This is a genomic window from Ruminococcus sp. HUN007, assembly GCF_000712055.1.
Classification (GTDB): Bacteria; Bacillota; Clostridia; order Oscillospirales; family Ruminococcaceae; genus HUN007.
The window spans coordinates 2,252,768-2,266,052 of sequence record NZ_JOOA01000002.1; the positions used below are offsets into that span (position 1 = coordinate 2,252,768).

Consider the following 13,285-nt stretch of genomic DNA (forward strand, 5'->3'; position numbering starts at 1 on the left):
TTTCTGATTTGATCAGTGTTTTCTTATTTGTATTGCTATTTTCCGTGAATTAATATATAATAGAATAAGATAATTTTTATTTTATAGGGAAGTGAATGATATGTTTGCACAGCTATTCGGCTACTATTTACTTGACAAGAACATTATTTCGACCGATCAGCTCAATGAGGCACTGGTGAACAAGAACATATACAAGGAACGTCTGGGTTCGCTGTTTGTTGAGTCGGGATACATGACAAACGAGCAGGTCGAGTACATTCACAGCGAGCAGAAAAGATTCGACAAGAACATGGGCGACCTTGCAGTTTTCCTCGGATTTCTTTCAAGGGCACAGATGGAGGAACTGCTCGGAAAGCAGAACAACGGGGATATTGCCCTTGCAGATGCGCTTCTGAACAAGGGTTACATTACAAAGACTGAATACGATAATCTTTTGAAGGCGTACAGACAGGAACTTGGACTTACGAGCGAGGTCGATTCCCGTAATGACCTGAAACGTGATATAATTTCTATCTACAATCTCGATGAGATGAAAAATTCGGACACCTACGCCGATTATGCATCGCTTTTCGTGCGTAATTCTGTCCGCTTCGTTGGCGATGACTTTGCGTTCACGAGTTTCAATCCTGTAAAGGACACAGAACAGGAATGCATGATCATGCAGGATATCAAGGGCCCTGATTCGCTCCGCACGGCTATCTGCGGAAGCCAGAAGGCGTTCAACGCATTTGCGGCAAGATGTGCCGGAAAGGACACTTTCGACTGCTCCAACAGGGACGTTGCCAACTTCCTTAATCTCCAGAACGGCCTTTACGCAGCCAACGTTTTCGCCTCGGATAGCTCAAAGCTTTCCCTTGGAAAGATCGGTTATTCGCAGGACGAACTTATCGGTACCGAGAAGGACAAGCTCATAATCCCGCTTTCATTTACCTTCGGAAAGATATATATTTATATCTTCAAGATGTAATCAATGTAAATGACGTGTAAACTCTGATGGGAATTATACAAATTTATGTACATCAGACAATTAATATTTGACACAGTTGACGAATCATACAAATCTGATATTATGACTTGACTTATCGGAAATTATCCGTTATAATAATTACAGTGTTAAGTTAATATTCGTTGTTAAAGTTAACACTCGTTTTGTTGTCTCCTTTCTTTTGTTCTACACATATTTATTTATCTCTTCTTATCTTTGCAGGGCACCGTTGTCCTGCATTTTTTATATCCTGAGGAAGCACTGATTTACTCATAAATCAGTGCAGGGGTGCGGGGCGAAGCCCCGTTTTCTCTCTTCCTGCAAATCCGGAGAAGCCGGATTTGCGATTAAATCAGTGTTTCCTTAACGAAATTTTTAATAAGTCGGTGAAAAAATTGAAACGCATTTCAGAACTGAAATCAATTCCTGCATTACTTCTTGCATTTTCTCTTGCTCTTACTTCCTGCGGAAGGAGGACTGTAAACATTGATGACGAGCTTCCTGAGCTTCCGCCTCCGGTGGGCGCTGAAACCAGTGCTCCGGCAGTAACAGCTCCGGTTCAGGCCGAAACGCAGGCAACTACACAGGCTCCGATGCCGGCGAAGGACGAACCGCTGCTCCGAAGGGGGATATGGTATTCCTACAGCGAACACGGTTCCTGCTACTACTGTTTCTACGGCGACAAATACAAGGATTCAGGCTGTGTCATCAGTCTTGAGGACGGTATAATTACGCCGTTCAAGTACTATGTTTATTCAGAAGCAGGCGATGAGGACAGTAACGCTGATGAAGATGACGGTACTGATGAAGAGTATTACGGGGACGAGCCTGAAGAAGAATCTGATGAGACTGAAGATGACGATGATGTTTCAGAGGATGATGCTCCGGAAGAAGATGAAGCTTCAGATGACGGAGAAGGTACTGAGGACGGTTCAGAAGACGAAGAGTCCGGCGAAGACAGTACCGGAGAAGATGACGAAGAAGAGGAAGAAGAGGAGTACAGATACGGCGAAAACTACAAGCCGGATGTGGTGTACATCTTCAACATCGGTGATGCCTACAAAGATACAACTATTGAGGCAGTGATCATAGACCGCGACCATATAGACTTTGACGTGAACCGCACGTACACGGAACATCTCGAATATTATGCTGATATAAGCTACAACCAGCTTGCTTTCTATACAAACGGTGAACTTGTCGATTTTGCAAAGCATTATTATGCCAAAAGCATAGACAGACCGAACATGGCATACGTTCTGGATGCAAAGATAAAGGAACTTCCTGCTTCGGAACTTCAGATCACTCTTACACGAATGGTCACAAACAGAGAAACGGAGGAAATCGAAACAGTTGTCTGCGACTCCTATACTATAAACCGTATTACTGCAAAGGGAACAGATTCAAAGGGAAATGAAGTGGATATAAGCCATCTGCAGAATGAACCGGGAGTATAAAAAAATATTGCAAAAACTGCCGTTATGAGTTATAATTGAATTACGGAAATACTTCGGGTCGAAGTTTTCGGGAAATTTTCCCGGACTCCCGGAATTATCGCTGTTTCCGGTAATCATGATACGGAGAAACATACCATGCCACGATTTTTTGTAGACAGTATAACAGATGAAAAATATGCCTGTATCACGGGGGAGGATGCCCGTCATATAAGCCGTTCACTTCGCATGAAGAAGGAAGATGCACTTACTGTCACCTGCGGCGGTATCGATTATTCCTGTGTTATTAAAGAAATATCCGACGAAATGGTCTCGCTTGAGGTCCTTTTCTTCAATAAATGCAAGTCCGAACCGGGCATTGACCTTACGCTTTTTCAGGCTGTTCCGAAGCTTGACAAGCTGGAGTTCATAATCCAGAAGTCAGTCGAACTGGGCGTGAACCGGATCGTGCCGGTACTTACAAGGCGGTGTGTTTCAAGGCCGACCGAAAAGGATTTTGCGAAAAAAACTCATCCGCTATCAGAAAATAGCGCTGGAAGCGGCCAAACAGTCCGGAAGGGGCATTATTCCTGAAGTCACACCAATGATAAACTTCGGGGAAGCGCTTGAACAGATGAAGAAGACCGATGTGCCTCTGATGCTTTACGAACAGGGAGGCGTCCGCTTTTCCGAAGCGGGACTGAAAAATACCGGAACGGTTTCGGTGCTCATCGGAAGCGAAGGCGGTTTCGATGAATCGGAGGTTCTTAAGGCAGATGAAGCCGGTATAAAGCGCATCTGGCTCGGCGACCGTATTCTCCGGTGTGAAACAGCACCGCTGGTCGCAGTTTCATTAACAATGTTTCTTACAGGTAACCTGTAAACGATACAGTGAAAGTCAGAAAAATCTGAGCTTCACATAAAAAAATCAGCAGCCCTGCACATTTGCGGACATGCTTTCCTGCAGTGCGTAAGGGCCGGACAGCGAACTGCAGTCAAATGCAGTTTACGAGACGGTGGACTGCAGAGCTCCGTCGGTCAGTACTCTATCTGCAGAGAATGGAGAAAGATTATGAAACACACTTTATTAGGGATTATTGCAGCAGCTGTATCAGTTACAGCAGCTATTATCGCGGTAGTAGCAATCAAGAACTATTCAGACAGAAAGAAAGCTCTTGAAGACGATGATTTCGACGATGATTACGATTATGATGACGACTGCGGCTGCGACTATGACGAATGTGACTACGACGAATATGATTTCGACGAGGATTTCTCATGCGAAGATGAGTGCGATATTGATGATTTCGAAGACGGCAAGGATCTTGACGACCTTCTCGACGAAGAAGATGCAGCAGATGCGGCAGACGAAGCAGCAAAGGCTTCTGAAGAAAAGAAAAACGACAGCAAGTGATATCTGTAACTAACTTGCTTTAAAGGGAAGACAGGGCATGATCTTTGTCCTGTCTTAAATTTTGGAAATTAATATTATTTTTACGGAGGAAAAAATGGCAAAAGAAATAAAGAAAAAGACACTCGGGGTACCTGTCGGCAATGATGAAAAGCAGAAAGCTCTTGAAATGGCTATCGCCCAGATTGAAAAGACATACGGCGCAGGTGCGGTAATGCGTCTTGGTCAGACCAAGGCACTTGATGTTGAAGCTATTCCTACAGGTTCAATGACACTTGACATGGCACTCGGTATCGGCGGTGTTCCGAGAGGACGTATCGTCGAGATCTACGGACCTGAAAGTTCCGGTAAGACAACAGTTGCACTTCACGTTGTTGCTGAAGCTCAGAAAATGGGCGGAAACGCTGCGTTTATCGACGTTGAGCACGCACTTGATCCTGTTTATGCAAGCGCTCTCGGAGTCGACATAGACAATCTTCTTGTTTCACAGCCGGACAGCGGTGAACAGGCCCTTGAAATTGCTGAAGCTCTCGTTCGTTCAGGTGCTATTGACATTCTCGTTCTCGACTCAGTTGCAGCTATGACTACAAAGGCCGAGATCGACGGCGAAATGGGCGATCTTCACGTAGGTCAGCTTGCAAGACTCATGTCACAGGCTATGAGAAAGCTCACTTCAGTTATCTCGAAGTCAAACTGTGTTGCCATTTTCATCAACCAGGTACGTGAAAAGATCGGTGTAATGTACGGAAATCCTGAAACAACACCGGGCGGACGTGCTCTCAAGTTCTATTCATCAGTACGAATCGAAGTAAGAAAGGGCGAAACACTCAAGAACGGTACCGAGGTTATCGGTGCGCGTACAAAGTGTAAGGTCGTTAAGAACAAGGTAGCTCCTCCGTTCAAGGAATGTGAATTCGACATCATGTACGGTCAGGGTATTTCAAGAGTAGGTGAAGTCCTCGACCTTGCTGTTGAACTCGATATTGTCAAGAAGGGCGGCGCATGGTTCAGCTACAACGAAACAAAGCTCGGCCAGGGACGTGACAACGCCAAGGAAGTTCTTAAGAACGATACAGCTTTAAGACTCGAGATCGAGGAAAAGATAAAGGAAAATGCTCAGAAGCTCGCGGCTGCTACCGTTAAGGCAAAGGCTGAGGCAAAGCTTGCGGAAGCTGCAAAGGCAGCATCACAGGCTGCGGCAGCAAAGGATGACGTTTCCGTAAGTGCGGACGATGACTTCGAGGAATTCGCTCCTGCCGGTGCTGACGAGTGATAATAAATTCTGTCACAAAATATAAGGGTACGACTTATGAGGTGGTCACAGACGGTAATAAGATATATCTCCACCGTGACATAGTTGCCGATTTCGGTTTAAGACCCGGAGCGGAGATTAGTACGGAAAAGTACGGTGAAATGCTTCTTGCCTCGGACAGAAGAAGAGCCACTGAACGTGCGCTCTACCTTCTTGACTATCGTGACTACTCGTACGTTGAGCTTTTCAGGAAGCTTCGTGAAAACTACGACGAGGACATCTGCTACTACGCAGTTGACAAGCTTGTTTCCCTTGGTATGATAAATGACCGCCGTTACGCGGAAAATCTGGCCCGGAAATACATTGAAGTAAAGAAATTCGGCGCTTACCGTGCGTCGCGCGAGATGTATCAGAAGGGCCTCGACCGTGAACTGGTGGATGAGGTCTTAAGTGCCTATGAAGACGGTACCAGGGAACGTATATGTGAAATAATCAGAAAAAAATATTCCGGAAGTCTTGATGACCGCGACAAGGTCAGAAAGATGAAAAATGCGCTTGTCCGTCAGGGTTACAGCTTCGATGATATCAACGCGGCTGTGAAGATGATGGACTGTGAGGACGATGATGAATCGTATTACTGATAAAGCACGGATATTTAAACATCACGGCATTCTGCTGTGGAAAACGTCTGCAGAGTCAGGCACAGACAGTAAACAATAAAAAATAAAGGTGGTATTCCAGCATGCCTGTAAAAATCGGTATGGTATCCCTCGGCTGTTCCAAAAACCTTGTTGACAGTGAAAGGATGCTCTATAAGGTCCGTGAACGCGGATATGAGATAGTTACAGACCCGGCGAAAGCAAATGTGGTCATTGTCAACACCTGTGGTTTTATAAAAGAAGCCAAGGAAGAGGCGATCGAAACTATCCTTGAACTTGCAAAACTCAAGGAAGAGGGTACGGTAAAGAAAATAATCGCTACAGGATGTCTTGTCCAGAGATACAAGGAAGAATTTGAAGCGGAGTTTACAAACGAGGTGGATGCCGTTGCAGGCATCGGTTCCGAGGACGAGATCCTCAGCCTTATTGACAAGGTCCTTGCCAACGAACATGTCGTTGAGTTCAAGGACAAGCTTCTTCTCGAATGTACAGGAAAGCGAATAATTACGACACTTCCGTTCTTTACATATTTAAAGATCGCTGAAGGATGCAGCAACTGCTGCAGTTACTGTGCTATCCCGATGATAAGAGGAAAATACCGCAGTGTTCCTATGGAAGATGTCCTTGAGGAAGCAAAATGGCTTGCGGAAAACGGTATCACCGAGATCATTGTGGTTGCGCAGGATTCAACACGCTACGGTGAAGATCTTTACGGAAAATCAAGACTTCCTGAGCTTCTGCGCGAACTCTGTAAAATAGACGGACTTAAGTGGATAAGAGTTCTTTACAGTTATCCTGAACGCATTACTGACGAGCTTATCGACGTGATCGCGTCAGAGCCTAAGATCGTTAAATATATGGACATACCGATACAGCACAGCGACGAAAAGATACTTAAGGCTATGGGACGCGGCGGTTCGGAAGCCGAACTCCGTGCGCTCTTTAAAAAGCTTCGTGAGAAGATAGACGGACTGGTAATAAGAACAACTCTTATCACCGGTTTTCCGGGCGAGACCGAGGAGCAGTTCAATTCAATGGCTGAATTCATCAAGGACATGGAATTTGACAAGCTCGGCTGTTTCCCGTATTCAGAAGAAGAAGGCACAAAGGCTGCCACAATGCCTGATCAGGTGGATGAAGAGATCCGTCAGCACCGTGCCGAGATCATAATGGAACAGCAGCAGCTCATAAGCGAGCAGAAAAATCTCCGCATGATCGGAAAAACTGTTGAAGCAGTGGTCGAGGGCTTTGACCAGTGGGCTGAATGCTATTTCGGAAGAACCGCAGGGGATGCTCCTGACATTGACGGAAAGATATTCTTTGACTGTGACCACAAGCTGGAAATAGGACAGTTTGTTAATGTACACGTAAATGAATCACTGGACTACGATCTGATGGGAGAGGTGACAGATGAACCTGCCGAATAAACTTACGCTTTTAAGAGCGATACTTGTACCGTTTTTCATTCTGTTTTTCTATCTGGAACAGGTTCCGGGAAATTATATTATAGCATTTGTTATATTCGCTGTGGCGTCATTTACCGATTTTCTTGACGGACACATCGCAAGAAAGCAGGGACTTGTGACCACTTTCGGTAAATTCCTTGACCCGCTTGCAGACAAGGTCCTCGTTGTATCAGCGCTCTGCTGCTTTACGGAAAAGGGACTTATGTCAGCTATCCCGCTTATCATCATAGTTGCAAGGGAATTCATGGTATCAGGACTCCGTCTTGTTACTGCAAATGAAGGAGTTGTCGTGGCTGCCGGCATATGGGGCAAGCTCAAGACAGCGTTTACAATGGTTGCAATCGTAGCTATCCTTCTTTTCTGCTGTGCAGGAGTTACTGAAAAGTTTGAAGTCATTTCAGATGTACTTATCTGGATCTCGACAGCGCTGACTGTGATTTCCGGCGGAGTATACCTTAAGGGTTACTGGAAATACATTGACACAGATAAATAATACAGTTCAATACACATGACGGAGTTTTCAGATATCCGTTCTCTGACACGGTTTCTTAAATGTACTTACACGAGGAGGAATAATTATCATGTTGCTCTACAACACGATGACAAGAAAAAAAGAAGAATTCAGACCGCTTACCGACGGAGTCGTTAATATCTATGCCTGCGGACCAACGGTTTACAACTACATCCACATAGGAAACGCGAGACCTATCTGTTCTTTCGATGTTCTCAGAAGATACCTTAAGTACCGCGGCTATCAGGTAAAGTACGTTCAGAACTTTACTGACGTTGATGACAAGATCATTAAGAAGGCAAACGAGGAAGGCGTTGAATCCATCGAGATCTCAGAAAAGTACATTGCCGAGTACAAGAAGGATGCTCACGGCCTTAACGTTATGGATGCAGACGTTCATCCGAAGGTAACAGAGAGCATGGATATCATCATCGATATCGTAAAAACTCTCGTTGACAAGGGATTTGCCTATGAGTCAAACGGCGACGTTTACTTCAGAACATCAAAATTCCCTGAATACGGCAAGCTCTCAAAAATGCCTATAGATGAGCTTAAGGCAGGCGCAAGAATAGATGTAAGCGAACACAAGGAAGATCCTCTTGACTTTGCAGTATGGAAGGCTGCCAAGCCGGGCGAACCGTACTGGGATTCTCCGTGGGGCAAGGGCAGACCGGGCTGGCATATCGAGTGCTCGGCAATGTCACGTTTCCACATCGGAAATACTCTTGACATCCACTGCGGCGGACAGGATCTTATCTTCCCGCATCACGAAAATGAAATAGCACAGAGCGAGGCTGCTACAGGAAGTCCGCTTGCAAATTACTGGATGCACAACGGCTATATCAACGTTGACAACCAGAAGATGTCCAAGTCACTCGGCAACTTCTTCACAGCACGTGAAGTGGCTGAAAAGTACGGCTACGAAGTTGTACGCTACATGATGGTACAGGCACATTACAGAAGCCCTATCAACTACTGCGTTGAACTTCTTGAATCATGCAAGGCGTCTCTTGAAAGACTTTACAACTGCCGCAATACTCTTGACAGTGCGATTGCAGTTGCAAAGAGCGGTGAAGTAAGCGCTGAAGCAAAGGCTCTTTTCGATAAAAGAAGAGAACAGTTCATTGCGGCTATGGACGACGACCTAAACACAGCCGATGCTATAACAGCTGTTTTCGAACTTGTACGTGATCTTAACACGATGTCTGCTGACAGCAGCACATCAAAGGAACAGCTCGAAGCCGGTGCGGCAGTATTTGATGAGCTTACAGGCGTACTCGGACTCCTTTACAACAGAAACAAGGAGGAAGAGATCCCGGCTGAGATCCTTGAGCTTGTCGAACAGAGAAAGACAGCAAGAAAGGAAAAGAATTTTGCTCTTGCAGACGAACTCCGTGACAGAATAGCTTCTCTTGGCTATATCGTTGAGGAAACAAGACAGGGCACTAAGATAAAGAAGAAGTGATAATGCAAAGGAGAGCGCAGTGAAAGGGAGTACAGGAAAAATTATAAAAACAGCCTTTATAGCGATGATAGTGCTGACGGCATCGATGATTGCTGCAACTGTTGTAAACATCTCGAAACTCGAAGGAAATATGGCACTGTCAGGAAAAGAGATATTGATTCAGAAAGATACTCTTGAAGGCAGAATCGCCGATGATGCGACGGTAGCAGTCATTTCAACAAGTCTCGGTGATATGGCAGCGGAACTGTATCCGCAGTGCGCGCCTGAAACGGTTGCAAATTTCAGAAAGCTTGCCGATTCAGGATACTATAAGGAAACTTTTGTTTATTCAGTGAACCATGGCCTGAATGCCGGTCTCGGAAGCAAATTCTCGGACGGAACATTTCCGAAGGAATATGACGAAAGCATTGAAAAGACAGAACCTGAGATCACAAAGGATCTTTGGCCGTTAAAGGGTGCGCTGCTTTCAGCAGGTCTTACTCAGGGCACATTATGGAGAGGTCAGATAACCTACAGCGGAAGCCGGTTCATTATCCCGGGATCCATAGACTTTGAAGAAGAGGACACAAAGAAAACTCTGGATTCATATCTTAATCTTTCTGACGAGGATAAGCAGAGCAATCCTGAAGCCTTTGAAGTTACCCAAAACCTTATTGATATGTTCCGGAAATACGGCGGCACTCCGAATGTTTCACAGCAGATAACTGTTTTCGGACAGATTTTTGACGGCTGGGATGTACTCGACAGCATTCTGAATGTTCCGGTCGATGAAAATAAACTTTGTCCGTTATCCGAAATTGAAATAACTGATGTAAAAGTTATGACATATTCCGAGTATACTAAGAATCAGGCTAAGCCGGCTAAGTGAACGGGCGGACAGGATCCTGTTTTTCGGAAAACCAAAGCGGCGGGAATGATTTTACATTCACTGTAATAAAAGCACTGGTCTGCACAGATCAGTGCTTTTTCTTTGTTTGTATATGCGCAAAACAAAGTGCTTCCGATAGTGTAAAGTTATACGACTTTACAAAAATGACAGTCTTTTAAAAATTGACTTTACAAATTTACAGTATTGTAGTATAATAAAAGTTGCACACTGAGTTAATAGATACTGTATCATCACAGTGCCTTTTTTGTGCATATAACGGATGACTCTAAAAACGGTTCATCCCTGATAATTCTTAGGAGTATTATTATGATAATGAAGAAGTTTCCTGTTAAAGCTGCTGCCGTAATACTTGCGACAGCATTATTTGCGGCCTCTCTCGGAGGGTGCGGAAAGAAATCGCCGGGCTATACAATGTACAGCGGCAGTTCAAAAGCAGAAACCTATGATATTAACGGAAGCAATGTATCCTACACAGACATTGCCAACTACACTCAGCCTGAAAAAGGTGAAGAGATAGTTGTAATGACAATAAAGGACAAGGGAACAGTTAAGTTCAAGCTTTTCCCTGATCTTCTTCCGCGTGCATGTGCAAACTTTGTCGGCCATGTTGTAAACGAGGATTATAACGGACTTTCATTCCACCGTGTCATTGCTGATTTCATGATTCAGGGCGGAGACCCGCAGGGCAACGGACAGGGCGGAGAAAGTATATGGGGAGGCAGATTTGACGGTGGTACCACCGATTATCTCTGCAATGTCAAGGGGGCTCTTGCGTACGCAAACAGCGGCTCTACAAGTACCGACGGAAGCCAGTTCTACATTGTTGTAGGACAGAAATTCACTGACGGAGAAGTATTTGAAAAATACAAGGCACCGAATTTCAATTACACTGAAACAGCGCGAAACGCTTATTTCACAGAAGGCGGTGCACCGTGGCTTGACGGCGGTTACACAGTATTCGGACAGGTCATCGAAGGAATGGAAATAGTTGAAGACATTTGCAATAACACAGTTGTCGATTCCCAGGATAAACCACTTGATGATGTAATTATCGAAAAAGCTGAAGTAGTAAGCTACTGATCAGAGAACCCAGTAAGTAAAAAGTTTAAGGGGAGAAAATTTTGGACAAGTTTGTTGTAAAAGGCGGAAACAGACTGCATGGTGATATTTACGTCAGTGGTGCCAAGAATGCAGCGGTGGCAATAATTCCTGCGGTTATCCTTTCGGATGAGCCTTGTACTCTTGAAAACGTCCCTGATATCAGCGACGTTTCCATAGGTTTAAAAATACTCAGGGAAATGGGCGCAAAGGTTGAGATGGTTGACAAAACTACATTCACCATCGATGCCACACATCTTATGAATTCAGAAGTTCCGTATGACATGGCCCGCAAGATGCGTGCATCCTACTACTTTTTAGGTGCCTGTCTCGGAAAATTCAATAAAGCAATGGTTTCAATGCCGGGCGGCTGCCCTCTTGGCGACAGACCGATCGACATGCACCTCAAGGCGTTTGAGACGCTCGGTGCAAAAGTCGGTATTGTAAACGGAGTTGTCAACGTTGAAACAGATCATCTTTACGGCGGACACATCTACTTTGACAAGGTATCCGTAGGTGCAACCATGAATGCCATTCTTGCAGCTGCAAGAGCTGATGGTCTCACCATAATCGAAAACGCTGCAAGAGAACCTCACATAGTTGACCTTGCAAACTTCCTCAACTCAATGGGGGCTGACATCATGGGCGCCGGTACTGACGTCATCAAGATCCGCGGCGTTAAGTATCTCAGAGGAACTACCTACTCAATAGTTCCGGATCAGATCGAAGCCGGTACATACATGATCGCTGCAGCGGCAACACACGGCGACGTTATGATCCGCAATGTTATTCCTAAGCATCTTGAGTCCATCACAGCAAAGCTTATCAAGATAGGCGTTAATGTAGAGGAGTTTGATGATGCTGTACGTGTATGGACATCACGTCCTCTTGTAAAGACCAACATCAAGACAAGTCCTCATCCGGGATTCCCGACAGACATGCAGCCTCAGATCGCAACTCTTCTCACACTTGTTGACGGACCGAGTCTTGTTACCGAGACTATCTGGGACAGCCGTTTCGCTTATGTTGAGGAGCTCAGAAGAATGGGTGCCAACATCACTATTGACGGCAAGGTTGCAATCATCGAAGGCACAGGAAGCCTTAAGGGCGCTCCGGTCAAGGCATGTGACTTAAGAGCCGGTGCTGCGCTTATCATAGCAGGTCTTGCTGCTGAAGGCGTTACCGAGATAGAAGACATTCACCATATTGAACGCGGATACGAGAACATGGACGGAAAGCTCAGAGGAATCGGAGCTGACATTGAAAAAAGATATTTTCCGGAGGAAAATGCAGCAGTAAAGAGCTCATGATCCCGACCGATAGAGGTAAATTATGAATGCTATTTATCCTTTGTTCAGTTCAAGCAAGGGAAATGCAATATTTATAGGAAACAGCCAGAGGGGAATACTTATTGACTGCGGTGTTTCATACAAACGCCTTGAGGCGGCTATGAAACGGTGCGGTCTTGATATTTCCGCAGTTAAGGCTGTTTTTATTACGCATGAGCACGGAGATCACATCAAGGGTCTGCCGGTGCTCACCAAAAAACAGTCTGTTAAGGTCTATGCTCAGTCGATGATCCTGAGAAAACTGTTTACAGACAATCTGATACACGAAAATTCACAGGCTCTGGAGATAAATATATCGGCAGAGCTTTTTGATATGAAGGTAACAGCCTTCGATACACCGCACGATGCACTTCAGAGCTGCGGATACCGTGTGGATTTTGCTGACGGTTCCTCATGTGCCGTTTGCACTGATCTCGGATGCGTGACTGAAGCAGTCGATGCTGCAGTTCTCGGCGTGGGAACGGTACTTCTCGAGTCCAATTACGACGAGGATATGATGCTTTTCGGAAGATATCCGCGGCAGCTCAAGCAGAGGATATGCTCCGAAAGAGGACATCTTTCAAATGACGCAAGTTCCGATCAGGCGTTCAGACTCGTCAGACACGGAACGAAGAACCTGATCCTGGGACATCTCAGCGAAGAAAATAACACGCCCGAGCTTGCCGAGAGTGCGGTCACAGGCAGACTTTCGGGATTTGTACGGGACCGTGACTATTTTCTCATGGTTGCAAAACCGGAAACGACCGGAGACATGGTGGTGATCTGAC

General features: G+C 45.4%; 14 protein-coding genes. All 14 read left to right on the top strand.

Annotated features, from left to right (window positions below; translation table 11 throughout):
* Window positions 1–100: 100 nt before the first annotated feature.
* The 14 genes from CC97_RS14090 to CC97_RS14150 all read left to right on the top strand — a co-directional run bounded on the left by CC97_RS14090 (window position 101) and on the right by CC97_RS14150 (window position 13,284).
* Window positions 101–967 (top strand): hypothetical protein, encoded by an 867-nt coding sequence (locus CC97_RS14090; RefSeq protein WP_044975635.1) that lies wholly within the window; start codon window positions 101–103, stop codon window positions 965–967.
* Window positions 968–1,380: 413 nt separating this feature from the next.
* A complete protein-coding gene (locus CC97_RS20300; protein WP_049962926.1) occupies window positions 1,381–2,442 on the top strand; it encodes a hypothetical protein in 1,062 nt (353 codons plus the stop codon).
* Between the two features lie 135 nt (window positions 2,443–2,577).
* Window positions 2,578–3,012 (top strand): RsmE family RNA methyltransferase, encoded by a 435-nt coding sequence (locus CC97_RS21375; protein ID WP_278245335.1) that lies wholly within the window; start codon window positions 2,578–2,580, stop codon window positions 3,010–3,012.
* Window positions 2,909–3,301, top strand: a complete 393-nt coding sequence (locus tag CC97_RS21380; protein ID WP_278245336.1) for an RsmE family RNA methyltransferase — start codon at window positions 2,909–2,911, stop codon at window positions 3,299–3,301. Before CC97_RS21375 ends, CC97_RS21380 begins: the two co-directional genes overlap by 104 nt.
* 189 nt (window positions 3,302–3,490) lie before the next feature.
* Window positions 3,491–3,832, top strand: coding sequence for a hypothetical protein (locus CC97_RS14105; protein ID WP_197021869.1), 342 nt, complete (start codon window positions 3,491–3,493; stop codon window positions 3,830–3,832).
* 94 nt (window positions 3,833–3,926) lie between these two features.
* Window positions 3,927–5,102, top strand: a complete 1,176-nt coding sequence (gene recA, locus CC97_RS14110) for a recombinase RecA (protein WP_044975637.1) — start codon at window positions 3,927–3,929, stop codon at window positions 5,100–5,102.
* The gene (locus CC97_RS14115; protein WP_044975638.1) at window positions 5,099–5,722 is read left to right on the top strand and encodes a regulatory protein RecX; all 624 of its coding nucleotides are present in this window, start codon (window positions 5,099–5,101) and stop codon (window positions 5,720–5,722) included. The genes recA and CC97_RS14115 overlap by 4 nt, the downstream gene beginning before the upstream one ends.
* 101 nt (window positions 5,723–5,823) lie before the next feature.
* Window positions 5,824–7,167 carry a 30S ribosomal protein S12 methylthiotransferase RimO gene (rimO, locus tag CC97_RS14120; RefSeq protein WP_044975641.1) on the top strand — a complete coding sequence of 448 codons (1,344 nt, stop codon included), beginning with the start codon at window positions 5,824–5,826 and terminating at the stop codon, window positions 7,165–7,167.
* Window positions 7,151–7,699: a CDP-diacylglycerol--glycerol-3-phosphate 3-phosphatidyltransferase gene (gene pgsA, locus CC97_RS14125; protein ID WP_044975642.1), complete on the top strand. Its 549-nt coding sequence runs from the start codon at window positions 7,151–7,153 to the stop codon at window positions 7,697–7,699. Before rimO ends, pgsA begins: the two co-directional genes overlap by 17 nt.
* An 88-nt stretch (window positions 7,700–7,787) precedes the next feature.
* Window positions 7,788–9,182 (top strand): cysteine--tRNA ligase, encoded by a 1,395-nt coding sequence (gene cysS, locus CC97_RS14130; RefSeq protein WP_044975644.1) that lies wholly within the window; start codon window positions 7,788–7,790, stop codon window positions 9,180–9,182.
* A gap of 19 nt (window positions 9,183–9,201) precedes the next feature.
* Window positions 9,202–10,050 (top strand): peptidylprolyl isomerase, encoded by an 849-nt coding sequence (locus CC97_RS14135; RefSeq protein ID WP_049962927.1) that lies wholly within the window; start codon window positions 9,202–9,204, stop codon window positions 10,048–10,050.
* Window positions 10,051–10,377: 327 nt separating this feature from the next.
* The gene (locus CC97_RS14140; RefSeq protein ID WP_278245337.1) at window positions 10,378–11,151 is read left to right on the top strand and encodes a peptidylprolyl isomerase; all 774 of its coding nucleotides are present in this window, start codon (window positions 10,378–10,380) and stop codon (window positions 11,149–11,151) included.
* Between the two features lie 41 nt (window positions 11,152–11,192).
* Entirely contained in the window at window positions 11,193–12,479 is a 1,287-nt protein-coding gene (locus tag CC97_RS14145; RefSeq protein WP_044975646.1) for a UDP-N-acetylglucosamine 1-carboxyvinyltransferase, read from the top strand.
* A gap of 22 nt (window positions 12,480–12,501) precedes the next feature.
* The gene (locus CC97_RS14150; protein ID WP_044975647.1) at window positions 12,502–13,284 is read left to right on the top strand and encodes an MBL fold metallo-hydrolase; all 783 of its coding nucleotides are present in this window, start codon (window positions 12,502–12,504) and stop codon (window positions 13,282–13,284) included.
* Window position 13,285: the final 1 nt, after the last annotated feature.